Annotated in this window: 21 protein-coding genes; 11 read left to right on the top strand and 10 right to left on the bottom strand. The window is 65.9% G+C overall.

Annotated features, from left to right (window positions below):
- Positions 1-2: 2 nt before the first annotated feature.
- The 3 genes from hsaC to hsaA are packed head-to-tail and all read right to left on the bottom strand — an operon-like array spanning position 3 to position 2,978.
- Positions 3-917 (bottom strand): iron-dependent extradiol dioxygenase HsaC, encoded by a 915-nt coding sequence (hsaC, locus tag AWC27_RS09170; RefSeq protein ID WP_085670182.1) that lies wholly within the window; start codon positions 915-917, stop codon positions 3-5.
- Positions 914-1,789 (bottom strand): 4,5:9,10-diseco-3-hydroxy-5,9,17-trioxoandrosta-1(10),2-diene-4-oate hydrolase, encoded by an 876-nt coding sequence (gene hsaD, locus AWC27_RS09165; protein WP_085670181.1) that lies wholly within the window; start codon positions 1,787-1,789, stop codon positions 914-916. The genes hsaC and hsaD overlap by 4 nt, the downstream gene beginning before the upstream one ends.
- 4 nt (positions 1,790-1,793) lie before the next feature.
- The gene (gene hsaA / locus AWC27_RS09160) at positions 1,794-2,978 is read right to left on the bottom strand and encodes a 3-hydroxy-9,10-secoandrosta-1,3,5(10)-triene-9,17-dione monooxygenase oxygenase subunit (RefSeq protein ID WP_085670180.1); all 1,185 of its coding nucleotides are present in this window, start codon (positions 2,976-2,978) and stop codon (positions 1,794-1,796) included.
- Positions 2,979-3,151: 173 nt separating this feature from the next.
- Between hsaA and AWC27_RS09155 the strand changes: the two genes are divergently transcribed.
- Together AWC27_RS09155 and AWC27_RS09150 are read left to right on the top strand one after the other, a co-directional pair.
- On the top strand, positions 3,152-4,228 hold the full coding sequence (locus AWC27_RS09155) for a ferredoxin--NADP reductase (RefSeq protein WP_139836864.1): 1,077 nt from the start codon (positions 3,152-3,154) through the stop codon (positions 4,226-4,228).
- A 20-nt stretch (positions 4,229-4,248) separates the two neighbouring features.
- Positions 4,249-4,779 carry a hypothetical protein gene (locus AWC27_RS09150; RefSeq protein ID WP_083115157.1) on the top strand — a complete coding sequence of 177 codons (531 nt, stop codon included), beginning with the start codon at positions 4,249-4,251 and terminating at the stop codon, positions 4,777-4,779.
- A gap of 9 nt (positions 4,780-4,788) precedes the next feature.
- Here the strand turns inward: AWC27_RS09150 and AWC27_RS09145 are convergent, their stop codons facing one another.
- The gene (locus tag AWC27_RS09145) at positions 4,789-5,646 is read right to left on the bottom strand and encodes an endonuclease domain-containing protein (protein WP_085670255.1); all 858 of its coding nucleotides are present in this window, start codon (positions 5,644-5,646) and stop codon (positions 4,789-4,791) included.
- Between the two features lie 102 nt (positions 5,647-5,748).
- Positions 5,749-7,881 (bottom strand): acyl-CoA dehydrogenase family protein, encoded by a 2,133-nt coding sequence (locus AWC27_RS09140; protein WP_085670178.1) that lies wholly within the window; start codon positions 7,879-7,881, stop codon positions 5,749-5,751.
- Between the two features lie 235 nt (positions 7,882-8,116).
- Here AWC27_RS09140 and kstR point away from each other — a divergent pair, with 235 nt between their 5' ends.
- Positions 8,117-8,716, top strand: coding sequence for a cholesterol catabolism transcriptional regulator KstR (kstR, locus tag AWC27_RS09135; RefSeq protein ID WP_083115182.1), 600 nt, complete (start codon positions 8,117-8,119; stop codon positions 8,714-8,716).
- Here the strand turns inward: kstR and AWC27_RS09130 are convergent.
- A complete protein-coding gene (locus AWC27_RS09130) occupies positions 8,713-9,792 on the bottom strand; it encodes an Rv3575c family transcriptional regulator (RefSeq protein WP_085670177.1) in 1,080 nt (359 codons plus the stop codon). The genes kstR and AWC27_RS09130 overlap by 4 nt on opposite strands.
- A gap of 91 nt (positions 9,793-9,883) precedes the next feature.
- On the opposite strand from AWC27_RS09130, the gene AWC27_RS09125 reads away from it, so the two are divergent.
- The 4 genes from AWC27_RS09125 to AWC27_RS09110 are packed head-to-tail and all read left to right on the top strand — an operon-like array spanning position 9,884 to position 13,146.
- Positions 9,884-10,780, top strand: a complete 897-nt coding sequence (locus tag AWC27_RS09125; protein ID WP_211281594.1) for a metal ABC transporter solute-binding protein, Zn/Mn family — start codon at positions 9,884-9,886, stop codon at positions 10,778-10,780.
- 7 nt (positions 10,781-10,787) lie between these two features.
- The gene (locus AWC27_RS09120) at positions 10,788-11,546 is read left to right on the top strand and encodes a metal ABC transporter ATP-binding protein (RefSeq protein ID WP_085670176.1); all 759 of its coding nucleotides are present in this window, start codon (positions 10,788-10,790) and stop codon (positions 11,544-11,546) included.
- Positions 11,543-12,397, top strand: a complete 855-nt coding sequence (locus AWC27_RS09115) for a metal ABC transporter permease (RefSeq protein ID WP_085670175.1) — start codon at positions 11,543-11,545, stop codon at positions 12,395-12,397. Before AWC27_RS09120 ends, AWC27_RS09115 begins: the two co-directional genes overlap by 4 nt.
- A gap of 35 nt (positions 12,398-12,432) precedes the next feature.
- Complete coding sequence (locus AWC27_RS09110; RefSeq protein ID WP_085670174.1) at positions 12,433-13,146, top strand: sensor domain-containing protein; 714 nt, start codon at positions 12,433-12,435, stop codon at positions 13,144-13,146.
- Positions 13,147-13,154: 8 nt separating this feature from the next.
- Here AWC27_RS09110 and AWC27_RS09105 read toward each other — a convergent pair whose 3' ends face one another.
- The gene (locus AWC27_RS09105) at positions 13,155-14,060 is read right to left on the bottom strand and encodes a hypothetical protein (RefSeq protein WP_085670173.1); all 906 of its coding nucleotides are present in this window, start codon (positions 14,058-14,060) and stop codon (positions 13,155-13,157) included.
- A gap of 209 nt (positions 14,061-14,269) precedes the next feature.
- On the opposite strand from AWC27_RS09105, the gene AWC27_RS09100 reads away from it, so the two are divergent.
- From AWC27_RS09100 to AWC27_RS09085, 4 genes are read left to right on the top strand one after another with little or no spacing between them, the layout of a single operon-like run.
- Positions 14,270-15,028 carry a LamB/YcsF family protein gene (locus tag AWC27_RS09100; protein ID WP_085670172.1) on the top strand — a complete coding sequence of 253 codons (759 nt, stop codon included), beginning with the start codon at positions 14,270-14,272 and terminating at the stop codon, positions 15,026-15,028.
- The gene (locus tag AWC27_RS09095; protein WP_085670171.1) at positions 15,028-15,948 is read left to right on the top strand and encodes an MBL fold metallo-hydrolase; all 921 of its coding nucleotides are present in this window, start codon (positions 15,028-15,030) and stop codon (positions 15,946-15,948) included. The genes AWC27_RS09100 and AWC27_RS09095 overlap by 1 nt, the downstream gene beginning before the upstream one ends.
- Positions 15,949-15,950: 2 nt before the next feature.
- On the top strand, positions 15,951-17,192 hold the full coding sequence (locus tag AWC27_RS09090) for an SLC13 family permease (protein WP_085670170.1): 1,242 nt from the start codon (positions 15,951-15,953) through the stop codon (positions 17,190-17,192).
- 43 nt (positions 17,193-17,235) lie between these two features.
- On the top strand, positions 17,236-20,421 hold the full coding sequence (locus AWC27_RS09085) for an ATP-binding protein (protein ID WP_085670169.1): 3,186 nt from the start codon (positions 17,236-17,238) through the stop codon (positions 20,419-20,421).
- A gap of 26 nt (positions 20,422-20,447) precedes the next feature.
- Here AWC27_RS09085 and AWC27_RS09080 read toward each other — a convergent pair whose 3' ends face one another.
- The 3 genes from AWC27_RS09080 to AWC27_RS09070 form a co-directional block, all read right to left on the bottom strand.
- Positions 20,448-21,683 (bottom strand): glycosyltransferase, encoded by a 1,236-nt coding sequence (locus tag AWC27_RS09080; protein ID WP_085670168.1) that lies wholly within the window; start codon positions 21,681-21,683, stop codon positions 20,448-20,450.
- Between the two features lie 24 nt (positions 21,684-21,707).
- Positions 21,708-24,887 (bottom strand): adenylate/guanylate cyclase domain-containing protein, encoded by a 3,180-nt coding sequence (locus AWC27_RS09075; protein ID WP_085670167.1) that lies wholly within the window; start codon positions 24,885-24,887, stop codon positions 21,708-21,710.
- 94 nt (positions 24,888-24,981) lie between these two features.
- Positions 24,982-26,538 (bottom strand): PE family protein, encoded by a 1,557-nt coding sequence (locus tag AWC27_RS09070; protein WP_085670166.1) that lies wholly within the window; start codon positions 26,536-26,538, stop codon positions 24,982-24,984.
- Between the last annotated feature and the right edge of the window lie 24 nt (positions 26,539-26,562).

The raw sequence follows: 26,562 nt of genomic DNA, 5'->3' as shown, positions 1-26,562 counted from the left end.
GGCTAGCCGCGCATGCCGACGGTGAAGTCGTGGCCCCACAGACTGACAGCGGTGCTTTCCCTGGCGATCCAGTCGTGATCGTCGACTTGTCTACCCTCACAACCGAATTCGACGTCAAAACCGCCGGGCGTCTTCATGTAGAACGACAGCATCAGGTCGTTGACGTGGCGACCGAGGGTGGCCGACATCGGCACCTTGCGCCGCAGCGCCCGGTCCAGGCACAGACCGACGTCGTCGGCATTCTCCACCTCGACCATCAGGTGCACGATGCCACTGGGGTTGGGTAGCGGCAGGAACGCCAGCGAATGATGCCGGGGGTTGCAGCCGAAGAAGCGCAGCCAAGCCGGGGCACCGTCTGCGGGCCGTCCCACCATCTGCGGCGGCAGCCGCATCGAGTCGCGCAGCTTGAATCCCAGCACATCGCGGTAGAAGTGCAACGCCTCGGCGTCGTCGCGGGTGGTCAGCACCACGTGTCCCAGGCCTTGTTCGGCGGTGACGAACTTGTGCCCATAGGGGCTCACCACCCGCCGGTGTTCCAGCGCGGCGCCGTGAAAGACCGCCAGCGGATTGCCCGACGGGTCGGAGAACAGGATCATCTCGTCGACTCGCCGCTCCGCCAATTGCGCGGCGGTGGCCTCCTTGTACGGCGTGCCCTCCACATCGAGCCGCTGCCGGATCTCTTGCAGACCTTCGGCATTCGCGCATTCCCAGCCGGCCTCCGCCAGCCGGTCATGCTCACCGGGCACGATGACCAGCCGGGCCGGGAAATCGTCCATCCGCAGGTAAAGCGCGCCCTCGATGGTGCCTTGCGACCTAGGTGAGCCCTCGATCATGCCGAGAACTTTCAGGCCGTACTCCCGCCACGCGCCCATATCGGTGGCTTCGATGCGCAGATAGCCCAGTGACCGGATGCTCACCTCGCACCTCCCAGGAAATCGATGGTCAGCTTGTTGAATTCGTCGAACTTCTCCACCTGAGCCCAATGTCCACACTGCCCGAACACGTGTAACTGCGCACGCGGGATCGTCTTGAGCGCTACCAGCGCGCCGTCCAGTGGGTTGACCCGGTCCTCGCGGCCCCAGATCAGCAGCACTGGCTGGCGCAGCTGGTACACCTCACGCCACATCATCCCGAGCTCGAAATCGGCCCCCGAGAACGACATTCCCATGGCGCGCGTCGCGGTCAGCGATTCCGGCGTGCTCGCCAGCTCGAATCGCTGGTCCACCAATTCGGGCGTGATCAGTTTCTGGTTGTAGACCATTACCCGCAGGAAAGCCTCGAGATTCTCCCGGGTGGGCTCCACGGAGAACTTGCCGAGCCGCTTCACGCCTTCGGTCGGGTCCGGCGCGAACAGGTTGATACTCAGTCCGCCCGGGCCCATCAGTACCAGGCGCCCGGCCAGGTCCGGGTAGTCCAGCGCGAACCGCACCGCGGTACCCCCGCCCAAGGAGTTGCCCACCAACGGAACCCGGCTCAGGCCCAGCTGTTCGAAGAGGCCCTGCAAAGCCCTGGCGGCATAGCGGTTGAACTGCCCGTGCTCGGCCCGTTTGTCCGAATGCCCGTAGCCGGGCTGGTCGACGGCCAGCACGTGGAAGTGCTGGGCCAGCACCGCGATGTTGCGCGAGAAATTCGTCCAACTCGACGCGCCGGGACCGCCGCCGTGCAGCAGCACCACCGTCTGGTCATTGCCTGCGCCGGCCTCGTGGTAGTGCAGCTTCAGCGGCCCGTCCACATCCACTTCCGCGTAACGCGAGGTGGATTCGAACGTCAGCTCCTCGGTAGCTGTCATGGGGTTAAACCATGGTGTCGCCGGGCGGCAACCCGAACTCGTTGTTGCCGAAGATCACGTACGCCCGCTCTGGGTCATTGGCCGCATGCACCCGGCCAGCGTGTGCGTCACGCCAAAAGCGTTGCACCGGTGCGTCACTGGCCAGTGCGGTAGCACCAGATGCCTCAAAGAGCCGGTCGATCGAAGCGATCGCGCGCCCGGTGGCACGCACCTGGTCACGCCGCGCCCGAGCGCGCAGGTCGAACGGAATCTCCTTGCCGGCGGCCAACAATGCGTACTCGTCGCCGACATTGCCCATCAGCTGACGCCAGGCCGCGTCGATGTCACTGGCCGCCTCGGCGATGCGAACCTTGGCGAACGGGTCGTCCTTGGCCTTTTCCCCGGCGAACGCCGCGCGCACCCGCTTACCCTGATGCTCGACATGTGCGTCGTATGCTCCGTAAGCCATGCCCACGATCGGCGCCGAAATGGTGGTGGGATGCATTGTGCCCCAAGGCATTTTGTAGACCGGAGCGGTGTTGGTCCGCAACCCGCCGGCGGTGTGGTCGTTCATCGCCTTGTAGGACAAGAACCGGTGCCGCGGCACGAAGACATCCTTGACCATCAAAGTATTGCTGCCGGTGCCCTTCAGCCCGACCACAAACCAGGTGTCGTCGATCTCGTACTCGGTGCGGGGGATCAAGAAGCTGCCGAAGTCGACCGGCCGGCCGTCTTTGATGACCGGACCACCGACGAAGGTCCAGGTGGCGTGGTCACACCCCGACGACCAGTTCCAGGCCCCGTTGACCAGATAGCCGCCGTCGACGACGACGCCGGCGCCCATCGGCGCGTACGACGACGAGATTCTCGTCTTGGTGTCCTCGCCCCAGACTTCTTCCTGAGCCTGCTGATCGAACAGCGCCAGGTGCCAGTTGTGCACACCGACGATCGAGCTCACCCAGCCGGTGGAACCGCACGCGCTGGCCAGCCGCCGTGTCGCTTCGTAGAACAGGGTGGGGTCGCATTGCAGGCCGCCCCACTGCTCGGGCTGCAACAGGGTGAAGAAGCCGACGTCGTCGAGCGCCTTGATGGATTCGTCGGGGATTCGGCGCAGGTCCTCGGTTGCCTGCGCCCGGTCCCGAATCTCGGGCAGCAGATCATCGATGGCAGCAAGAACCGACTGCGCATCACGCTGTTGAATGGACGTCACTTACGTTTGCCTCCTGGGAGAGGTGATTGGGCTCGTGATTGGCTTAAGGAAAGACTAGAACACGTTCCGATTTGTGTCGAGCAGGGTATTCCTGCGGCTGGTAGCGATACGAATCGGGTTTTCTGTAACATGTTCTAGTTACGAGAAAGGTAGGCCGCTTCTTGACGGCAGATATTGGCGGGGCCGTTCCCGACGAACCGCTCGGCGACCACGTCCTCGAGCTGCAGATCGCCGACGTCGTCGCCGAGACAGACGATGCCCGGTCGCTGGTGTTCGCCGTTCCGGATGGGCCGAACGATCCAGCCATTCCGGCGGACCGGTTGCGTTACGCACCCGGCCAGTTCCTGACGCTGCGCGTCCCCAGCGACCGCACCGGGTCGGTGGCACGCTGCTATTCGCTGTGCAGCTCGCCGTTCACCGACGACGCGCTGACCGTCACGGTCAAACGAACCGCGGACGGATACGCGTCGAACTGGCTGTGCGACAACGCCCATAAAGGCATGCGCATCCATGTGCTGGCCCCGTCGGGCAACTTCGTCCCCAACACCCTCGACGACGACTTCCTGCTGCTGGCGGCGGGCAGCGGCATCACCCCCATCATGGCGATCTGCAAGTCTGCGCTGGCCGAAGGCAGCGGGCAGATCACCTTGATCTATGCGAACCGGGATGATCGCTCGGTGATCTTTCGCGACGCGCTGCGCGAGCTGGCCGCCAAATACCCCGACCGGCTCACCGTGGTGCACTGGCTGGAGTCGCTGCAGGGCCTCCCGAGCGCGACCGCACTGGCCAAGCTGGCCGAACCGTGCACCGACCGGCCGGCGTTCATCTGCGGGCCGGGCCCGTTCATGCAGGCGGCCCGCGTTGCCCTGGAGACGCTGAAAGTGCCTGCGCGCCAAGTACACATCGAGGTGTTCAAGTCACTGGACTCCGACCCGTTCGCCGCGGTCAAGATCGAGGACACCGGTGACCAGCCGCCCGCCACCGCGGTGGTGGAGCTCGACGGCGAGACGCACACCGTGGAGTGGCCGCGTAGTGCCAAACTGCTTGACGTACTACTGGCCGAGGGCCTGGACGCGCCGTTCTCCTGCCGCGAAGGCCATTGCGGGGCATGTGCGTGCACGCTGCGCAGCGGCAAAGTCAGCATGGAAGTCAACGACGTACTGGAGCAGCAGGATCTCGACGACGGGCTAATTTTGGCCTGTCAATCTCACCCGGAATCTGATTCGGTAGAGGTGACCTACGACGAGTAGTCGCGAGTAAGGGGAGCGGGATGAAGCGGCTGGTTCCTGGTTTCGCAGTTGTGGGCCTGATGCTCATGTTGCTGCCCACCCCGATCTCGGCCGCCGGGAGCAATACCGCTACCACGCTGTTCCCGGTCGACGACGCTACCCAACTCGAGACGCACACGTTCCTCAATTGCCACCCGAACGGCAGCTGCGACTTCGTCGCCGGCACCAATCTGCGCACCCCCGACGGCCCGGCCGGCTTCCCGCCCAGTCTGTGGGCCCGGCAAACAACCGAGATCCGCCCCACGAACCGGTTGATGTATCTCGATGCGCACGCCACCAGCCAGTTCGAGCGGGTCATGAAGGAGGGCGGGTCCGACGTCATCACCACCGTGTACTTCGGCGAGGGTCCGCCGGACAAGTACCAGACGACCGGCGTCATCGACGCGACCAGCTGGTCGACCGGGCAGCCGATGACCAACGCCAACGTCATCGTCTGCACCCACATGCAGGTGATCTACACCGGGGTCAACCTCACCACGCCCAGCACCTGCGCACAGGCCAACTTCGGCTAATCCGCCGAGCTAATCCACCGACGGGCGCCATCCCCTGGCGAGCAGTGCGTTGTGCACGCGCTGGATGACCTCGGCGGGTTTGTCCTCAGCGATCACCCGGATGAGGATCCAGCCCAACTCCTCCAACCTGCGCAGCCGCCGCTGGTCCTTGGCGTATTGGCGCCGGTCACTGCGGTGGTGATCGCCGTCGTACTCGACGCCAACGCCGAACTCCGGCCAGCCCATGTCGAGCATCGCCAATGCTCGATAGTTGTCGTTTATCGGTATCTGCGTGGTCGGTGTTGGCAAGCCGGCGTCGACGAGCAGAAGTCGCAGCCATGTTTCTCGTGGCGACGCCGCACCCGAGTCGACAAGCGCCAGCGCGGCACGCAGGTGTCGCACGCCGCGGGCACCTGGGTGACGGTCGGCCAGCAACAACACTTTGTCGACGGCAACCGCCGTGGCTCGCATCAGCGCATCGAGACGAGCAACCGCCTGGTTACGCGGCAAATGACGGCCCAGATCGTATGCCGTACGAGCCAAAGTGGTTACTGGTAGACCCACGACCCGCGTGCTTTCGTCGTCGTCCAGGACCTCGTCACGCGCGACTATCCCGCTTGGCGGCCGAGTCCCAGACCAGATCAACTCGATCGAGGCGTCACCGTCCACCCACTTGGCCCCGTGTAGTGCCGAGGCCGCGACACCGGCGATGACGGCCCCGCGCCTTGACCACAACCACGCGCCTTCAGTTCTGTGTCGCAACGAAAGCTCTTGCTGCCTGGGCGCATACACGCCCGGGAAGATTGGTCGATACCACCGTTGCAGCTCGTGTCGCGTCACTTGGCCATGCGCCAGAGCTTCGCCGCCTCTAAACACCACCACCGACATCGCCAAATGGTGGGCCATGGCACCGACAACTCGCCGAGCCTGTAAATCTGCAGGCAAAGTGCGAGTAGAGGCCTGCAAAATTGCAGGCTCGGCGACAGACCCCTATCTAGGCAGGCCCAGCAATCGCTCGGCGGCCACGGTCAGCAGGATCTGCTCGGTGCCCCCCGCGATGGTGAGACAGCGAGTGTTCAGGAAGTCGTGCACCGCAGTGTTTTCCACCAGGCCGCCGCCCTCGGAGACGTCCATCATGAATTCGGCCAGCGCCTGCCGGTACCGGACGCCGATGAGTTTGCGCACGCTGGACTGCGAGCCCGGATCCTGACCACCCACAGCCAGCTGAGCGATCCGCTGGTCCAGCAGCGCACCGGTCGCAGCCAGCAGGATCATCCGCCCCAGCCGATCCTCTTGTGCGACATCGAGATTCAGCTGCGACAGCGCCTTGAGCAGCTCTTCCATCGGGTTGCCCAGCGCGGTTCCGGTCGCCATCGCCACCCGCTCGTTGGCCAGCGTGGTGCGCGCTAGCCGCCAGCCGTCGTTCACGTTGCCGACGACCATCTCGTCGGGAACGAACACGTTGTCCAGAAAGACCTCGTTGAACAGCGAGTCGCCGGTGATCTCACGCAGCGGGCGGATCTCGATGCCCGGCGATTTCATGTCGATCAGGAAGTAGGTGATGCCCTTGTGCTTTGGCGCATCCGGGTCGGTGCGGGCTAGGCACACGCCCCAGCGCGCCTTGTGCGCCGCCGACGTCCAGACCTTCTGCCCGGTGAGTAGCCAGCCTGCGTCAGTCCGCACCGCCTTGGTACGCAGCGACGCCAGATCCGACCCGGCACCCGGCTCGGAAAATAGTTGACACCAAAGGAATTCACCGCGCAGGGTGGCCGGCACGAAGCGCTCGATCTGTTCGGGAGTGCCGTGCTCGAGGATGGTCGGTGCGGCCCACCAGCCGATCACCAAGTCCGGCCGCACCACCCCGGCCGCCGCCATCTCCTGATCGATCAGCAGCTGCTCGGCCGGCGTCGCGCTGCGTCCGTAGGGCGCGGGCCAGTGCGGGGCCAGCAGCCCGTCCTCGGCCAGGGCAACCTGGCGCTTCGCTACGGGCAGCGCGGCAACCTCGGCGACAGCCGCTGCGATCTCGGTCCGGCGGCCCTCCACTTCGGAGAGATCCAAGCTGAGGCGGCGACGGACACCGGCCTGGGTCAGCGCGGTGACGCGGCGCAACCAGTGCTCGGCGCCACCCAAAAATCGCCCGATGCTGTGCGCGCGGCGCAGATACAAATGCGCGTCGTGCTCCCAGGTGCAACCGATCCCGCCGAGCACCTGGATGCAGTCTTTGGCGTTGGCCTTCGCGGCGGCGATACCGAGGCTGGCGGCGACGGCGGCCGCGATGGAGAATTGCGCCGCGTCAGACTCGCCGTCGGAATAGCCGGCCGCGCGCGCTGCATCGGATGCCACCACCTCAACCTGCTCGGCACGGCACAGCATCTCCGCGCACAGATGCTTGACGGCCTGGAAGCTGCCGATCGGCTTACCGAATTGCTCGCGCACTTTGGCGTAGGCCACCGCGGTGTCGAGCGCCCATTGGGTCACCCCGGCCGCCTCGGCGGCCAATACCGTCGCGGCGAGATCCACCACACGCTGCCCCGCTACTGCAACCGCGGGCGCATCCGTCAGTACCAGCCGTGCCAGGGGACGGGAAAAGTCGGTGGCCCGCAACGGCTCCAGCCGCACGCCGTCGTCCTCGGTGTCGACCAGTAGCCAGTCCCCGCCGGCCGGCAACAGCACGACGCCACCGGGCGCGCCACCGAGCACCAATTCGACGGTCCCCGACGCGGTCCGGCCGGCGAATCGCACGTCGGCTTCCAGCGCCAGCCCGGCGAACCGGTCTCCGGAGACCAGCGCAGCCAGCAGGTCGGCGTCCTCGACGACGAGGGTGGCCAGTGCGGTGGTCGCGACCGGCCCCGGCACCAGCGCCTTGGCCGCCTCTTCGACCATGGCGCACAGGTCCTCGACGCTGCCGCCCGCCCCGCCACGGTCCTCGGCAACGGCGACGCCGAACAATCCCAGGTCGGCCAGGCCGGAGAACACCGGGCGCCAGGCGTCGGGATCGCCTTGTTCGATCTTGCGGCTAGCGGCCGTCGCCGCCGCTCCCGCTGCCGACGTGCGGGCCCAGTCACGCACCAATTCCCGCGCCGCGACTTGTTCGGCCTGCCCTTTAATGACGGTCGCTACCACCTGCGGACCTCCCCGTCGTGAATTTCACAGGACAAGAAACCTTTCCTGTCCACTAGAACGTGTTCTAATAGTGCAAACGACCAACCGTCAAGTTGACACCTATTACGCCAGTACACGCCGTTGTCCCGGCAGCGGGGAGGTGGAAGATTAACTCCGCGAATGCGTATCGTTTGCGAACATACCGCCCGGAAGAGGAGCTGCCCGCTACATGTCACAACCGCGCGAGGTCATGAACGTGGCGGTACTGGCTGAATCCGAGCTGGGCTCGGAAGCACAGCGGGAACGCCGCAAGCGCATCCTGGACGCCACTATGGCCATCGCCTCCAAAGGCGGGTACGAGGCGGTTCAGATGCGGGCCGTTGCCGACCGGGCCGATGTCGCGGTCGGCACGCTGTACCGCTACTTTCCGTCGAAGGTGCATCTGCTGGTCTCGGCGCTCGGCCGGGAGTTCAGTCGAATCGACGCCAAGACCGACCGCTCTGCGGTACTCGGCGGGACTCCTTTTCAGCGGCTCAATTTCATGGTCGGCAAGCTCAACCGCGCGATGCAGCGCAACCCGCTGCTCACCGAGGCGATGACGCGTGCCTACGTTTTCGCCGACGCGTCGGCGGCCAGCGAGGTCGATCAGGTCGAGAAGCTCATCGACAGCATGTTCGCCCGCGCCATGAGCGACGGTGAACCCACCGAGGACCAGTACCACATCGCCCGGGTGATTTCGGACGTGTGGCTGTCGAATCTGCTGGCATGGCTCACCCGGCGCGCGTCGGCCACCGACGTCAGCAAGCGACTGGACCTGGCCGTGCGCCTGCTGATCGGCGACAGCGAAGCCAGCTAGGCGGGCGGTCCGGAGGTACGGCCGCGCACCAGCTCGGTGTCCAGCAGCTCGACCACGGGCAGGCCGGAGCGCGGCGGTTTTTGCAGCAATTCTCCGGCCCTGCGCCCCTTTTGCAAGCTCGGTTGCGCGACGGTGGTCAGCCCCCGGCTGATCGCTTCGGGGACCCCGTCGAACCCGGTGACGGTCAGCTGACCGGGCACGTAAATGCCATGTGCCCGAAGGTAATCCATGGCGGAAAGGGCCAATATATCAGCGGTGCACATGAGAGCCGTTATCCGCGGGTTCGCCTCTAACGCCACCTTGGCGGCGTCGCCGCCCGACGTGGGCAGGTGCTCGTAGCTTTCCACCACGGTCAGCGAATCGGGGTTAATGCCGGCTGCGGTCATCGCATCCCAGACGCCCATGATGCGCTCGCGTTGCACATCGAAGGTCGGCGACTTCAGCCGCTCGGCGTCCACCAGGTCCTGGCGCCGGTCCCGGCCCAGCCGCATGGTCAACAACCCGATCTCGCGATGCCCCAACCCCAGCACGTAATCGGCGATCTGGCGCATCGCAGCGCGGTCGTCGATGCCCACCCGCGACACTCCGGCCAGGCCCTTGGGCTGATCGACCACCACGACGGGCAGTCGCCGCTGCAACACCACCTGCAGATATGGGTCGTCGTCGCACACCGAATACACCACGAAGCCGTCCACTCCGGCCGCCAGCACGGCTGCGGTGTTGTCCTCGAGGCTGTTGCTGGTGCCGACTGCCACCAGCAACAGCCCCTGACCCAGCTCTTCACAGGACTGCGCAACTCCAGCAACGAAATCGCGCGCCGCCGGATCGCTGAAGAAGTAGGTCAGCGGTTCGGCCATCACCAGGCCGACCGCGCCGGCTTTGCGGGTCCGCAAGGATCGAGCCACCGGATCCGGGCCGGCGTAACCCAGCCGCTTCGCCGTGGCCAGTACCCGTTCGCGTAGATCGGCGGAGAGCTGGTCCGGCCGGTTGAAGGCATTAGAGACGGTGGTGCGCGACACCTTCAGCTCGGCCGCCAACGACGCCAGAGTCGCCCGCCTGCGCGGTGTTGGACTCACGTTCGGTGAGGCTACAGCGGGTGCGCGGGCACGGCTACGCGACTCCGGAACCCCGCTTTCTAATGGAAACGGTTTTCATTATTATCAAGCCGTGCGAAAGGTGTTTGTCGCGGCGCTCAGCGTTGTCTACGTCCTCGGCGCACCCGTCCTGGCGAGCTGCGGATCCGACGGCCCGGCTCATCCCGGCGCTACTACCGTGGTGGCCTCCACCGACGTCTGGGGCAGTGTGGCACGCGCGGTCGCCGGCGACCGTCTCACCGTCAGGTCCATCCTTACCGGCGCCCAGGCCGATCCACACTCCTACCAGGCCAGCCCGGCCGATGCCGCCTCGATCGCCGACGCGCGACTGGTGATCTACAACGGCGGCGGCTACGACCCATGGGTGAACCGGGTGCTCGCCGGCCACCCCGACATCCAGTCGATCGACGCCTATTCGCTGCTGGGTGCCACCGCCGGCCGCCCCGACGAACACGTCTTCTACAACCTGAGCGTCGTCAAGGCCGTCGCGGTCGCGATCGCCGGCCGGCTGGCAACCATCGACGCCGCCAACGCGGCTTACTACCAAGCCAACGCGGCGGATTTCGGTCGCGGAGCCGATGCCGTCGCGACCGCCGAACACGCCATCGCCACCACCTACCCCGCCGCGGGCGTCATCGCGACCGAGCCGGTGGTGAACTACCTGTTGGCGGCGTCCGGTCTGATCAACCGCGCTCCAAGTACCTTCACCGAGGCCGACGAAAACGACGACGACCCCTCCCCCGCCGACATGGCCTGCATCCTCGACCTGATCGACCGGCGGGAAGTTTCGGCGTTGCTGATCAACCCGCAGACCTCGAGCGCGGCCATCAACGGTCTGCAAGCCGCGGCCCGGCGCGCCGGGGTGCCGGTCGCTCAGGTCACCGAGACATTGCCGCATGGCACCGACTACCTGACCTGGCAACGCGACACCGTCGACCAGCTGACCGCCGCCCTGCGGTCGAACCGCTGATCCGCTGGTGGACCTCGATAACGCGGTTGCGCTCACCGGTGCCCGGCTGGCATTCGGCGATCGTGTGCTCTGGGACCACCTCGATCTGACGGTGTCACCCGGTGAATTCATTGCGGTACTGGGGCCCAACGGGTCTGGTAAGACCTCACTCCTGCGGGTGCTGCTCGGCCAGCTGGCACTGAGCGCCGGCACCGCACTGGTCAGTGAACGAATTGGCTATGTGCCGCAGCACAATCCGATCGACCGCGAGGTTATGCTGCGCGGCACCGACCTGGTTCGGCTCGGCGTCGACGGGCGGCGCTGGGGCGCCATGCCGCTACGAGCCGATGAGCGGGCCCGACGGCACGCGGCCGTGCGACGGGCACTGCACCAGGTCAACGGGGAACAGCTGGCCGATGTGCGGGTCGGGCTCATGTCCGGTGGCGAGTTGCAGCGGATGCGCATCGCCCAGGCCCTGGCCAGCGACCCGGCGCTGATGCTGTGCGACGAGCCGCTACTGGCCCTCGATCCCGCCAATGCCAGGCTGGTCGCGGCGCTGATCGACCGTCGCCGCAGGGAGGCCGGCACCGCGATCATCGTGGTCACCCATGAGGTCAACCCGTTCCTGCCGTATGTGGATCGGGTGCTCTATCTGGTCGACGGCCGGTTCCGGATCGGCACCGTCGAGGAGGTAATGACCTCGGCGACGCTCTCGGCGCTGTATCGGACCGACATCGAAGTGGTACGCGTCAAGGGCAGCTACGTGGTTGTCGGGGAGTCCTCATGAACACCCGGCTGACCGACATGCTCGACCACCTGTTCTCCTTCGATCTGACCGTCCATCTGCTGCGGCACGACTTCGTTCAGCAGGCGCTGGTGGCGGCCGCGCTACTGGGATTGGTAGCCGGACTGATCGGGCCATTCATCGTGATGCGGCAGATGTCGTTCGCCGTGCACGGATCCAGCGAATTGTCTTTGACCGGAGCCGCTTTCGCGCTACTGGCCGGGTTTCACGTGGGGGCGGGTGCACTCATCGGCAGTGCCCTGGCCGCCGCGCTGTTCGGCATTCTGGGCCAGCGGGCCCGCGAGCGCGACTCGGTGATCGGCGTGGTGCTGGCCTTCGGGCTGGGCCTGGCGGTGCTGTTCATCCACCTCTACCCAGGCCGGACCGGAACCAGCTTCGCGCTACTGACCGGCCAGATCGTCGGCGTCGGCTACTCCGGACTGGCCATGCTCGCGGTGGTGTGCATGCTCGTCGTCGCCGTACTGACGGTCTGCTACCGACCGCTGCTGTTCGCCAGCGTCGATCCTGAGGTGGCGGCGGGTTACGGCGTGCCGGTGCGCACCCTGGGCATCGTGTTTGCCGCGCTGGTCGGTGTGGTGGCGGCTCAGGCGGTGCAAATCGTCGGGGCCCTGCTGGTGATGTCGTTGCTGATCACCCCGGCGGCCGCGGCCGCCCGGCTGGTTGCCGCGCCGGTTGCCGCGATCCTGACCTCGGTGGCATTCGCCGAAGTGGCCGCGGTTGGTGGCATCGTGCTGTCACTGGCCCCGGGGGTCCCGGTGTCGGTGTTCGTGGCCACCATCTCGTTCGTGATCTACCTGATCTGTTGGCTGCTCGGGCGCCATCGGCGGCTCTAACACTAAGCTGGTGCACACAATTAGGGGAGGAACCAGTGCGCCAGCACATCGCCGCGATCACCGCCTTGGCCGGTACGTGTTTGCTCGTGGTGGGTTGCACCAAAATGGTCGATGGCCACGCCACTGCCGCCGACACCTCGGGACCGCTGAACCAGCCGCCGATTCCGGTATCCGCGCTGGACAGCTTGCTGCTCGACACCGGTGAGATCAATACCGAGCTCGGCGCCACCTCGATGAAGGTGTGGTTCAACGCCAAAGCGATGTGGGACTGGAGCCAGAACGTGCCCGACAAGAACTGTCTGTCCGTCGACGGCCCCGCCCAGGACAAGGTTTACGCAGGCACCGGATGGACCGCCATGCGCGGCCAGCGTCTCGACGACAGCGTGGACGACTCGAAGAACCGCAAGCACTATGCCATTCAGGCGGTCGTTGCCTTCCCGAGCGCCAAGGACGCGAACTCGTTCTACAACAGCCAAGTGCAGAGCTGGAATTCGTGTTCCAACCGCCGATTCAACGATGTCAGCCCCAATCAGCCGGACACAGTGTGGACGGTGGCCGGGGCGACCGACAACGACGGCACGCTGAGCACCTCGCAGGTGCAGGAGGGTGGCGACGGCTGGGCCTGTCAGCGTGCGCTGACGGTGCGCAACAACATCGCCATCGATGTGGTCACCTGCGCCTATAACCAAAAGAGTGCAGTGGCAACCGATATCGTTACCCAGATAGCTACCAAGATCGCCAAGCTGTAGGTGTCGGCCTACTTCTCGCTTTTCGCCGGCGCCCAGTAAAAGAAGCCCGGCCCGGGTACCGAAGAGGCGATCAATAGAAATATCAGGTACGGCAGGAAGACACCTACGGCCAAGGCGAAAAAGGCTGCCAAACCGCCAGGCGTCGAGGTTTCTTGACCAATGACTATGCAACACAGCGATCCAAAGAATGCCATGGGCGCCGTCAACACAATTACGCTGACGAACGGAATGCGCCGAAGCCGCCGAGCCATGACGGTCTCTTCGTCAGCCAACGGCCTGCCCGCCGCTAGACCGCGATAGTACCGCAGCATCCTTATTCCGATGATGACGGCACTAACCACTGCAATGAAGCCGAATATCGACCACAGCGCGGCGTCCAATTGCCCCGGTAGATGTACGCCAAATTCGTGCATGCGAGCGACATAGTTCAGCGAATTGCGGGTCAACAGCAGCGAGACCGTCACGATTGCGATGAGCACCAGCGAATTGCCGAGATGCACCAGAGATTTGCGGTCGCGCGTATCCGCATCCGCGGCGTGCGCCATTGTCCAGGACAAGCCGGCGACCATAATAACGAAACCCACGCCCAGCATGCCATTAGCCGCCTGGCTTTGAGTCAGGGCAACACCGCAGACATATTGTCCGTCGGGCGGTACCTGGCCATTACGCACCGGCGGCGCGATCGCCGCTATGCTGCCGAATAAATTGGATGCGAGCGCGAGGACCAGCACTCCGGGCGCAAACAACGCAACTGCGTGCAAGGCTTTCTCTTCTGAGCGTTTTCTGCCGAGCAAGAATGCAATCGCGGTAATCGTGAAGCCCGCCAGTACGGTCGCCAGGTTCGCATTCAGCGTCGCTGAGACAATTACACTCCACGGTGCATGCGCATTTCGGCAGGCTTGATCTACATCCACGATGCATCCTCTCGCGCAACCAAAGCCGCAGCTCCCCGTCAGCGCGGCCTTACCGGCAGGCTAGGTGAATCTCTACCAGGATCACGCTCGCGACGTGGGCGGAAATGAGAAATGTATGCAGAACTCGGCCGCACCGCGCAGCACCGCACCGCATGTCGGGAGCCGCCTCGATCAGGTGATCGCCAGGATCCCGCAATAAGCTGGCATGCGTGGCTTCTATCGACCTCAATGCCGACTTGGGCGAGGGATTCGGCGTCTGGCGCCTCGGCGACGACGACGCCATGCTGGGGATTGTCACCAGCGCCAATGTGGCGTGCGGCTTTCATGCCGGCGATCCCGCAGGGCTGTTGCGGGTGTGCCGGTCGGCGGCCGAACGCGGGGTTCGGATCGGCGCGCAGTTGAGCTATCGCGACTTGGCCGGGTTCGGCAGACGCTTCATCGACGTGACCGCCGAAGATCTGTTCGCCGACGTGGTGTATCAGATCGGCGCCTTGCACGCGATCGCACAGGCTTGCGGCTCCGCGGTGGTCTACGCCAAACCCCATGGCGCGCTGTACAACACGATTGTGACCAATCGCGAGCAGGCCGCCGCGGTAGCCGAGGCGGTGGCCATCGTGGACAACACGCTGCCGGTGCTGGGCATGGCCGGTTCGGTGTTTTTTGAAGAGGCCGCGCGCGTTGGCTTGCGCACCGTCGCCGAAGCGTTCGCCGATCGCGCCTATCAACCCGACGGGCAGCTGGTCTCGCGTCGCGAACCGGGCGCGGTGCTTGACGATCCGGGCGCGATCGCCCGGCGGGTTCTGGGCATGGTGACCACCGGGGAGATCACCGCGATCGACGGCACCCGGGTTGCCATTCCCGTGGAATCCGTTTGCGTACACGGTGATTCACCGGGCGCGGTGCAGATCGCCGCTGCGGTACGCGATCAGCTCAAGTCCGCCGGCACCGAGATCAAGGCATTCTGCTGATGCGGCTGAAGTTGGGTCGTCCAGATATCGAGCGCTATTCCGGCCGTTTCAGCGTACCGGCAGCGGCGCCTGATGCACCGCTAGCGGCGACCTGGCTGGGCGTGGCAACGGTACTGCTCGATGACGGCTCCGAAGCGCTGATGACCGATGGCTACTTCTCCCGGCCCAGTCTCGCGCAGGTGGCGGTCGGCAAGGTGGCCCCGTCGGCGGCGCGCGTCGACGGCTGCCTGGCGCGGGCCAAGGTGTCCCGGCTGTCCGCGGTCATTCCGGTGCACACCCACATCGACCATGTGCTGGATTCCGCGCTGGTGGCCGACCGTACCGGCGCGCACTTGGTCGGCGGCGAATCCGCGGCCAATGTGGGCCGCGGATACGGACTGGCCGAAGATCGTTTGGTCATCGCAACATCCGGTGAACCAATTGCGTTGGGCGCCTTCGAGGTAACGCTGATTGAATCACACCACTGTCCACCCGACCGGTTCCCCGGGGTGATCGGCGCGCCGGTACAACCGCCGGTTCGGGCGTCGGCCTACCGCTGCGGCGAAGCCTGGTCGACGCTGATTCATCACCGGCCGTCCGGACGTCGGCTGCTGATTCAGGGTAGCGCCGGTTACGTCAAGGGCGCGCTGGCCGGCCGGCGCGCCGATGCGGTTTACCTCAGCGTCGGCCAATTGGGTCTGCAACCGCGGTCGTATCTGGTCGAGTACTGGACTGAGGTCGTGCGTGCGGTGGGCGCGCGCCGCGTGATTCTCATACATTGGGACGATTTCTTCCGCCCGCTGTCAAAGCCGTTGCGGGCCTTGCCATATGCGGGCGACGACCTGGACGTGTCCATCCGCATCCTCGACGAGCTGGCCGCGCAGGACGGTGTCGCACTGCAGCTGCCGACAGTATGGCAGCGCGAGGACCCCTGGGTTTAGCTTTGGCACTGGCCCTTTCGCTGATCCTGCTTGGCCTCGTCCTCGGGTTTGCCGTTGCGCGTCCACGAGGATGGCCCGAAGCGCTGGCGGCAGTCCCGGCGGCCGGCATCCTGATCATCAGTGGGGTGATCTCGCCGCAGCAGGCGATGGCGCAGGTGAGCGGGCTGGCTGGGGTGGTCGCATTCCTGGGCGCGGTATTGGTGCTGGCCAAACTGTGTGACGACGAAGGTCTGTTCGAGGCGGCAGGCGCGGCGATGGCGCGGACCAGCTCCGGTCCGCACAGCCTGCTGCGGCAGGTGTTCGTCATCGCCGCGGTCATCACCGCGACACTGAGTCTGGACGCCACAGCGGTACTGCTGACGCCGGTGATCCTGGTGACGGTGCGCCGGTTGCGAACCCCGGTGCGCCCCTACGCCTACGCCACTGCCCACATGGCGAACGCGGCCTCGCTGCTGCTTCCGGTGTCGAACCTGACGAACCTGCTCGGCTATCACGTCGCCAACATCTCGTTTGTCAAGTTCACGATGGTGATGGCGTTGCCGTGGCTTTCCGCGGTGGCCGCGGTGTATCTGGTCTTCCGCTATTTCTTCGCCAAGGATTTGCGCACCGAACCCGATCGCGAAGAACTCGGCCCACCACCGCGACCACCGGTGTTCGTACTGGTGGTGGTGGCGCTGACGCTGGCCGGATTCGCCATCGCCGAGTCGCTGGGGATAGCCCCTGCCTGGGCCGCGATAGTCGGCGCGTCGGTATTGGCGGTGCGCGCGCTGTGGCGGCGGCACACCTCGGTGCTGGCTATCGCGCGTTCGGTGAACGGGTCGTTTCTGGTGTTCGTTCTGGCGCTGGGCATCGTGGTGCAAGCGGTGATGATCAACGGCATGGCCACCCGAATGTGTGCCTGGTTGCCGACGGGTTCGGGCCTGGCGGCGCTGCTCGGTATCGCCGCGATGGCCGCGCTATTGGCCAATGTGGTCAACAACTTGCCGGCGACTCTGGTGCTGGTGCCGCTGGTGGCGGCCAGTGGGCCGGCCGCGGTGCTGGCGGTGCTGATCGGGGTTAACATCGGCCCCAACCTGACCTACGTGGGTTCGCTCTCCAATCTGTTGTGGCGGCGCGTGTTGCGCCAGCATCAGGTGCCCGCCAGCGTCGGTGAGTACACCCGTCTGGGGCTGTACACCGTGCCGACGGCCCTCGTGACGTCGGTGCTGGCGTTGTGGTTGAGCGTGCGCGTGTTGGGTGTCTAATCGTTGGCGAATTTCCGCAGCGGGGCGTCCTATTCTGATCCCGATGACTGCGGTGTTGACGTGCCCGCGGTGTGGCGCAGTCTTGCGCCCCACCGCGAAGTTCTGCGGCGAGTGCGGCTCACCGAGCGCGGCGTCAGGCCCGCCCGCGGAATACAAGCAAGTTACGGTGCTGTTCGCCGATGTGGTCCATTCGATGGAGATCGCCGCGGCAGTCGGCGCAGAGCGGTTGCGCGAGATCATGGCCGAACTTGTCACGCATACGGCGGCGGTGGTGCAGCGATACGGCGGCACGGTGGACAAATTCACCGGCGACGGCGTAATGGCGGTGTTCGGCGCACCGAGCGCCTTGGAAGACCATGCGTTGCGGGCCTGCCTTGCGGCGCTAGGCATTCAGGCCGAGGTCATCAGCTTGGCAACACAGTTCGAAGAACGTGACGGCATCGATCTGCGCCTGCGGGTAGGGCTGAACTCCGGCCAGGTGATTGCCGGTGAGATCGGCTCCGCCGCTTTGGGTTACACCGCAATCGGCGAACAAGTCGGGATGGCCCAGCGGATGGAGTCGGTCGCGCCGCCAGGCGGTGTGATGCTCAGCAATTCCACGGCACGCCTGGTCGAGGGCGTCGCGGTGCTCGACGAGCCGCAATTGGTGCACATCAAGGGCGTCGCGGACCGCGTGCCGGCGCGCCGGCTGCGCAGCATAGCCACGCGATTGCAGCGCAGCGGTGCCACGTATTCGACGCTGGTGGGCCGTGACTGGGAGCTCGCCACGCTATCGGCGATGCTCGATCGATCGATGACCGGCCGCGGATGTGTGATCGGCGTGGTTGGTCCTCCCGGTATCGGCAAGTCCCGGCTGATCGCCGAAGCCGCCGCACTTGCGAAAAGCCGTGGCGTCGCAGTGTATTCCACCTTCTGTGAGTCACACGCCACCGATGTGCCGTTCCATGTGGTGGCACGCCTGCTGAGCGCGACCGGCCCGCTGGAACCGCTTGTTCCGGACGCCGATCCCCAGGACCTGCTGCTGCTTGACGATCTGTTGGGCACGGCCGATCCCGATATGCAGTTGCCCAAGATCGATCCCGATGCGCGCCGACGGCGACTGACCGCACTCATCAATGCGGCTCAGCTGGCCCGCACCGAGCCGGCCGTCTTCATCATCGAGGATGCGCACTGGATCGACGCCGTCAGCGAATCCATGCTCGCCGAATTCCTTTCGGTGGTAACGCAGACACCCGCACTGGTGCTCGTCACGTATCGCACCGAGTATCACGGAGCACTCACGGCTCTGTCCGGCGCGCAGACCATCCCTCTTGCGCCGCTTAGCGATTCGGAAACCGCTACATTGCTCGCTGAGATGCTGGGCCACGATCCGACCGTCGACCAGATCGGCAAGATCATCGCCGCACGCGCGGCCGGAAATCCCTTTTTCGCCGAGGAGATCACTCGTGAGCTCGCCGAGCGCGGCGTGCTTGTCGGTGAACGCGGCAACTATGTCTGCCAAACCGACGTCGCTGAAGTCAGCGTGCCCGCGACGTTGCAGGCAACCATCGGTGCACGTATTGACCGGCTCAGCCCGCCGGCCAAACATACGCTTGGCGCGGCCGCCGTCGTCGGGTCTCGCTTCAGCCGCGATCTGCTGACCATCCTGGAGGTCGACCCGGTTCTCGACGAGCTGATCGACGCCGAACTCGTCGATCAACTGCGGTTCACCCCGCCCGCCGAATACGGGTTTCGCCATCCGTTGATCCGCACCGTGGCCTACGAATCGCAACTGAAGTCCGATCGCGCCCGGTTGCATCGTCTGCTGGCAACCGCGATCGAAGCGAGGGAACCGGAATCGGCCGACCAGAACTCGGCGCTGATCGCCGAACATCTCGAAGCCGCCGACGACCTGCATGCCGCGTACGCCTGCCACATGCGCGCGGCCACCTGGTTGACCAGTCGCGATATCGTCGCCGCCCGAAGCAGTTGGGAACGCGCCAGAGCGATCGCCGACTCGCTGCCAAATGGGGGACCCAATGAGGATCCAAACCAGCCAGCGATGCGAATCGCACCGCGCACCATGTTGTGCGCGACCACCTATCGAGTCCGGGTAAACGTTGCCGACGCCCACTTTGACGAATTGAGGCAGCTGTGCAACTCGGCGGGCGACAAGGCGTCGCTGGCCATCGCGATGGCCGGGATGGTCATGGATCACGCGTATCAAGGCCGGATCCGTGAGGCGTCATGCCTGGCATCTGAGGCCGTGGCTCTGATCGAGTCGCTCGGTGATCCGACATTGACTGTGGGACTGTCGTTTCCGGCAATCTACGCCAAAATCGAGTCTGGGGAATGGCATGACGTGCTGCACTGGTCGCAGAATGCGATCGATCTGGCAGCCGGGGATCCGGCTAAAGGCAACTTCATTTTCGGGTCTCCGCTAGCACTCGCCTTCACGTCGCGCGCTATGGCCCGCTACTGCCTTGGACGCCCCGAATGGCGCGACGACCTGCGGCATGGTCTGGCCATGGCCCGCGGTGCCGACCCCCTGACTTACGCTGCGGTCGTCGCCTGGGGTTACTTCCCCGGAGTGTTGAATGGCGCACTGGTCGCCGACGATAGCGCGCTAGATGAGATCAAGGCGGCACTGCGAATTGCCGAACGATCCGGCAACGACACGGCGTTGGCCTTTGCCCGAGTGGCGCTGGGTTTCGCGCTGGTGCACCGTCGAACAACGGCCGAGCGCGATCGCGGTCACACGCTTTTGGCCCAGGTCAGCGACGCGTTTGGACGCCATGCCCACAACCTCGGCGATCGACCCTTGGTCGACGTGTACGTGGCGCGCGAATTGGCTCGGCGTGGCGATCGCGACGAGGCGATTCAGCTGATGTGCGCATCCATCGAAAGCCTGGTTCGTGAGGGGCAGCTGCTGGCCTGGGGCATTCCCGCTACCGGTGTTCTGGTGGAGACGCTGCTGGACCGTGCGGCCGATGGCGACTCTGCGAGCGGCCCTGCTGGCGACCCTGCGGCCGACCGAGCCCAAGCCGAAGCCGCGATAGACCGGTTGGCGGCAGCGGCTGCCGACGGCAGTTTGGCGGTACGCGATGTCTTGCTGCTACGGCTACGCGCCATGCTGGCCCGGGCGCACGGCGATACGGCAGCATACGCACTATTGCGGGACCGTTACCGCGAACTGGCGAAAACCTTTGGCTTGGCAGGACATATCGAGCTGGCCGACGCAATGAGGTGACGCCGGCCGCACTAGGACTGCAGTGTTCAGCCGTTGCGGCCAAGCACGCGCTGCTCGAATAGATCTGCGCCGCGGGCCGTCCCGCCGGTGGCCTCGAAGCCGGCCGCGACGCGTTTGGCGCCGTCCGTCATAGCCATCGCCTGGCGCACTTTGCTGCGCAGCCGCGACGGCGAGAGCTTCGCGGCCGGCAGGCGGGTGCCACACTTGGCCACCTCGACGCGCCGCGCGACCTCGAGCTGGTCACGCCCGTAAGGCACGACGCACACCGGAACGCCGCGGGCGAGCGCCTTTTGGGTCGCTCCCATCCCGCCGTGGGTCACCGCACACACCGCGCGATCCAGTACCGGGCCGTGCGGAACGAATTGCAGCACAGTCGCATTGCGCGAAGCGACTACGTCGTCCAGGCGTCCGGCCGGCAGGGTTGCGACCACATGTACCGGGTCATCGCTCAGCGCGGTAATAGTGGTCTGGACGAGGTTGGTATCGGCTTGCTTCTCCGATGACGTTGTGACGAGCACGATCGGCCGGTCGATCGACGCCAGCCAATCGGGGACGGTGCCCGGCCCCGGATCGGCCACACAGGGCCCGATCATCTGGACCGCGTCACCCCAATCCGTTTGTGGGTACTGGAATGGCTTGCCGCTCGCGACCAGCATCAATGGCGGCCGGCGCAGAAACTGGTCTATCGACGTGACCGGCGGGATGTCGACTTCCGCCCGAATCGTATTGATCAGCGGCAATATTCGCTTCTCCAGCGAGCCGATCACGATAGGGCGCAGGGCGGCGTCGCGCATCCGCCCCAATAATCCGGGCAGTGGCCGCAGACCCGGCCCGAACGGGGGCACCCCGTCAGCGTGCAGCGGCGGCGTGTACGGCGAGAAAGAAGCCCACGGCAAATTACCGGCCTCTGCTGCCGACAGCGCACCCCAGCAGTTCACATCGACCAGCGATGCGTCCGGGCGGACACGGGCTACCGCGTCGGCGAAATCGGCCACTTCCAGCACGCCGCGGCGGCCGAACGCCGCGAGCCCCATCTGCAGCGCGCCGCGGGGATTGGTTGCCTTCCAGTCGTCTAGTTCGATCGCTTCGATCCGCGGATCAATCGCATCCGTGGTGAAGCCGAACTGTCGACCGATTTCCACACCGGTGGAAAGTGTGCGTAGGTGAACCGTGTGGCCACGGCGGGACAGCTCGGCCAGCAGCGCGCTGATCGGCAGCAGATGACCGAGTGCGGGCGAGGTATATGCCAGTACCGTTGCCATCGTCTTCAGCTCTGCCTGGGCAGATCAAATGGTGGCATTGACCATTCGACGCGCTTCGTCCAGGCGGCCGACGACTTCGAGCTTCTCGCAGCGAGCGAGATACTGGTTGGCTTGCTCGGCATAGTCAGCGAAGTCGCCTTCCGCCTTGGCCAGCAGCGCGCGGGATCTCAGCCACCAAAGATCCACCGCCGTGACGTCAGTTTCCTCATCCCGCCAGCGATCAACGATTCGGTGGGCTTCGGCGAGGTCGTCGATCGCATTCCGCTCGATGAGCAGCTCGACGAGTACCTCACCCATGTATCCGATGAAAACTCGGCTACCACTGTCGATGTGTAGCGAGAAAGAGGCGCGAAGATCATCGATCGCTTCATCCCGTTGCCCCTTTCGTGCGGCATCGATCGCCAGCTCAGCACCGATGGTCGTCAATGCGAGGACGTGTAGCTTGTGCTTCTCGATCAGGGTGCGTGCGCGCTCGAGCAGGCCGATCGCCTCGGCGTCTGACGCGCTTTCGGCGCGCAGCAGGACCGTTCCACGAGCCCATAGCGTAGCGATGATGCCGCTGATGTCGCCCAGGGACTCCGCGCACCTCAGCGCCTCTTGCGTCTCGTCGAGCAGGTCATCAGCCTTGCACATGCCCAGCAGCGCAACGGTTCCCGAGTAGTGCGAGACCATCACGTAGTTGAGGGGAGCTAGTGAGTGTGCTTGTTCGACGCCTTCATGGAAATGTCGCCTGCCCAGCTCGGCGTCACCGATGCACATCTCGATGACTGCGCGCAGGACCTGCGCGGCAATCACTTCATTCGCCGGTATCTCTTCGGGCAATGCCAATATCGCGTCGATGACCCGCAACGCGGCGTCGAATTCGCAGTCGACGAACCGTGTGAAAGCTATCGCATTAAGAATGATGGCCCTTGTCGTCGCCTCGCACTCGACGCGGCCGAGCATGTCTTCCAGCTCCGATGCCAGCGTCGCGGCCTCGGGAATGCGGATGTCGTTGATACTGAAGGACCAGACGCGTCCGGCGGTCGCGAGCGCAAGCGGGGTGAGGTCACCGGAGCGCATCGTGAGATCCCGAAGCTCCTGATAGCGCGCCTCGGCGCCCGCCGCGTCGGTGACATAGAGCGCTGTCGAGATCAACATCGCGCGTGGGGTGATTCGCATGGCGATTACGCCGTCATAGTCGTCGGGTAACCCGTCAGCAAGACAGAGTGCGCGCTCCCATGCCGCGCGGGCGGCGCGCATATCGCGGGGCCGAAGCCATTCCGCTGCGCGCAGATGCCAGCGGTACGCCCGGGCGGGTTCGCCGCCCGCCTCCAAGTGCGTGGCAATCAATTCCGCGTTGGCGTCGGCGGCACCCGAGTCGCGCGCCTCGATGGCCGCGGCCAGCGTTCGGTGCGCCTGCACTCGGATGGCGCTCAGCTGTGATTCGTACGCCACCGTTCGCACCAGCGGATGGTGGAAGCAATATCGTTGTCGCGGAACGAATTCGACCTGGTCGATCAACTCAGCCGACACCAGCTCGGCCAGACACGTCGACACGCTTTCGGTCAGCAGCGCCCGCAACGTGTCCACGTCGAAATGGTTGCCGATTACCGCTGCGGCGTTCAGAATCGACTTCGTGGCTGCCGACAGCCGGTCGATGCGGGCCGCCAGCACCGCCTGAACCGTTGCGGGAACGGTGATTTCATCTACATCGCCGGTCAGCTGGTAGCGACCGCGACTGCCCGACAGTACCCCGCGGCCGCCCAGGTCCCGGACGATCTCCTCGGCGAAGAATGGATTGCCCGCGGCTGCGGCCGCGATTCGCTCGGCCAGGCCCCGCAGGGACGGGTCACCCCCGAGCAAGTGGCCGACCTGGCGGACCGACGTCGACTCGGTAAGTGGCCGCAGCGTTATCGTCTGGCGTGATCGCTGGTGCAGCGCGCCGTGAAACTCTGGGCGGTACGTCATGACGAACATCGACGTCGTCTCGTCGAGTGCGGAGGCGAGATCGGCGAGGATGCCGTCGCTGGACTCGTCGACCCAATGGGCGTCTTCGAGGGCGAACACGATTCGCGTGGAGTGTGACCCAACCGCCCGCGTCAGTGTTTCGACGAGCCGGCGGCGTCGGCCTTCGACGCTGAGTTGCACGGGAGGCGCCGCGGCGTCGGCGATGCCCATGGCCTCGAACAGGATCTGCGCGTCCGCGGACTGCGGCGGGAACAGCTGCGCACATCGTGTCGCAACCTGTTCGCGGGCGTCGCTGGCGCCCAGCCCTTCCACGCTGAACATGGCGCGCAGCAGGCGAGATAACGCACGGAACGCAAGCGTGCTGGTGTGGGCTTCGCAGCGGCCCACGACAATCTCAGCGCCGGCGCGCTCGGCGATCGTAGTGAACTCTCTGAGCAGGCGACTCTTGCCCAGCCCCGGCGGGCCGACGATGCCGACGAGGCAGCCGCGACGGCTACCGAACAAATCCTGCAACCGATGCATTTCCGCGTCGCGGCCCAACATCAGGCCTTCGTCACGCCCCAGCACCGTCCGCTCGGACTCCATGGCGAAAAGCTGTCGTGCGGGCACGGGCTCGTCGTCGCCTTTGATCGCAACGTATTCGACGGATCCCAGCCGGGTGGCGTCCTCGACGAGGCGGGCGGTGGACAGCGAACACATCACTCCGCCCGGCGGCGCCGCTGCCTCCATGCGTTGCGCCATTCCGACGGGATGGCCGACCGCCGTGTATCTGCCTTGACCGAAACCTATTTCGCCGGCGATCACTTCGCCCGAGTTGAGCCCCACCCGGAGCTGCAGCGAAACACCGTCGCAGCGAAACACCTCGGCGGCAAGCTCATTGGTGGCGGAGTGGATCTCCAGGGCTGAAATGCATGCCCGCAGTGCATGATCCTCGAGGGCTACCGGCGCGCCGAAGAGTGCCATCAAGCCGTCACCGGTGAACTTGTCGACGGTCCCGTGATAGCGCTGCACCACCGCCGCCGCACGGTTGAACATCTCGTTCATGATCTCTTGCAGCCGTTCGGCGTCCACCGCCGCCGCGAGCTTCATCGAGCCGACGACATCGGCGAACAGCACCGTTACTTGCTTGTGTTCGCCAGTTGCCGGTCTGGGCGAGACGGGTGAGCCGCACACATCGCAGAACCTGGCCTTGGCGCGCAGGTCATTACCGCACGACCCACACTGGCCGGTGGCCTCCGTGGCCTGGCTGAGCATCCGCGATCTCCTGCGCCCCTCGATTGGCCTCCTCATAATCGCCCATACCGCCGTGCAACGGTACTGGGATTCAGGCGATCGGGCGCGAGCGCTGCTACTTATGCGGTGATTGCTGCCCCGCTATACCGACGTGCCCGTCGTGACCGTAGAGATCTCCGCCGCTACCCCCGAGGCCGCCGCTACCGGGCCGGCCGGGGATTGCGGCAGACTCGAGGAGGCCGCCGGCGTCGCCGCCGGCGCCGCCATCGCCGCCGTCACCGCCGTTGTACCGTAGGAACCCGCCGCTGCCGCCGTTGCCGTACCCCAGCCCGCCGGCACCGCCGGCGCCGCCGCTGCCTCCCTGACCGCCGTCGCCGTCGTAGGACACACCGCCGGTGCCGGGGGCCCCGTCGCCACCCCGGCCACCGATCCCGCCCATCCCGCCGGCGCCGCCCGGACCGATCCACCCCGTATCACCCCCGGCACCACCGGCTCCGCCGTGGCCGCCGGAGCCGGCAAAGAACAGGCCGTCGCCGCCACGCCCGCCGGCACCGCCGATTCCGCCGGCCCCGCCGGCACCCAGCAGCCCGCCCGTGCCGCCGGCACCACCGTTTCCGCCCACACCGCCCGGACTGCCGAATTGCGTACGCCCGCCGTCGCCGCCGGCTCCCCCCGCTCCACCGATCCCACCATCGCCGAAGAGCCAGGACCGCCCTGCGGCGCCGCCATCGCCCCCGGCACCCCCGCCACCCGGGTGCCCAGAATTGCTCGCCGAGGTGTACTGGCCGTCGCCCCCGATCCCGCCGGCGCCGCCGGCGCCACCCAGTCCGATCAGACCCGAATCGCCGCCGTGTCCACCTCTACCGCCGTGCCCGCCGGTGCCGCTGATGCTGCCCGGGTAAGCGTTGTTCGCGCCGCCACCGCCACCGCCGATGCCCCCGGCGCCGCCGGCGCCGATCAGCCCGCCTTTGCCACCGTCGCCGCCGATCCCGCCGGCACCGCCGTCGATGGGTTTGAAGGTGTAGCCGCCGTCGCCACCGAGACCACCCGCACCACCGCTGCCGCCGTTGCCGTAGAGCCAGGCGTTACCGCCGGCCCCGCCGGCTCCGCCGGCTTGTGGGGCGCCACCGGCCTGACCGACGGCTCCGGCTCCCCCTTGTCCACCACGTCCGCCGTTGCCGATCAATCCGGAGTTGCCACCGCGGCCGCCGGCCTGACCGGCAGCCCCGGCGGCACCGTTGCCCCCATTGCCCCATAGCCACCCGCCGTCGCCACCGGCCTGGCCGGGAGCCTTCCCATCGGCACCGTTGCCGACCAACGGGCGCCCGGTCAACAGTTGCGCCGGTGCGTTTATCGCGTCGAGCAGCTGTTGCTGCGCGGCCGCCGCCGCGTTGACCGCCTCGGCATTCGCGTACAGGCCGGTCCCTGCCCGCATGTTTTGCACGAACCGGTCATGAAAGGACGCCACCTGGGCGCTGATTGCCTGGTACTCCTTGGCATGCGATCCGAACAATGCCGCAATCGCCGACGACACTTCGTCGGTACCGGCAGCGGCGACAGTTGTGGTCGCAGCGACGGCGGCCGCATTGGCCCGATGGATCGTCGAGCCGATATTCGAAAGCTCCGCTGCCGCGGCGTCCAAGAATTCCGGTGTGGCGAATACGAATGACATCTGAGCCCTCCATTACCTCTGCAA

The sequence above is a fragment of the Mycobacterium szulgai genome (genome assembly GCF_002116635.1).
GTDB classification, from domain to species: Bacteria; Actinomycetota; Actinomycetes; order Mycobacteriales; family Mycobacteriaceae; genus Mycobacterium; species Mycobacterium szulgai.
This window is presented reverse-complemented; position numbering and strand designations above follow the sequence as displayed.

Bases quoted from the DNA above. Each gene is read 5' to 3' on its own strand.
- AWC27_RS09085 (WP_085670169.1), top strand. From the start codon at position 17,236: ATGACTGCGGTGTTGACGTGCCCGCGGTGTGGCGCAGTCTTGCGCCCC.
- AWC27_RS09150 (WP_083115157.1), top strand. From the start codon at position 4,249: ATGAAGCGGCTGGTTCCTGGTTTCGCAGTTGTGGGCCTGATGCTCATG.
- AWC27_RS09075 (WP_085670167.1), bottom strand. From the start codon at position 24,887: ATGCTCAGCCAGGCCACGGAGGCCACCGGCCAGTGTGGGTCGTGCGGT.
- AWC27_RS09115 (WP_085670175.1), top strand. From the start codon at position 11,543: ATGAACACCCGGCTGACCGACATGCTCGACCACCTGTTCTCCTTCGAT.
- AWC27_RS09070 (WP_085670166.1), bottom strand. From the start codon at position 26,538: ATGTCATTCGTATTCGCCACACCGGAATTCTTGGACGCCGCGGCAGCG.
- AWC27_RS09095 (WP_085670171.1), top strand. From the start codon at position 15,028: ATGCGGCTGAAGTTGGGTCGTCCAGATATCGAGCGCTATTCCGGCCGT.
- hsaD (WP_085670181.1), bottom strand. From the start codon at position 1,789: ATGACAGCTACCGAGGAGCTGACGTTCGAATCCACCTCGCGTTACGCG.
- AWC27_RS09145 (WP_085670255.1), bottom strand. From the start codon at position 5,646: ATGTCGGTGGTGGTGTTTAGAGGCGGCGAAGCTCTGGCGCATGGCCAA.
- AWC27_RS09080 (WP_085670168.1), bottom strand. From the start codon at position 21,683: ATGGCAACGGTACTGGCATATACCTCGCCCGCACTCGGTCATCTGCTG.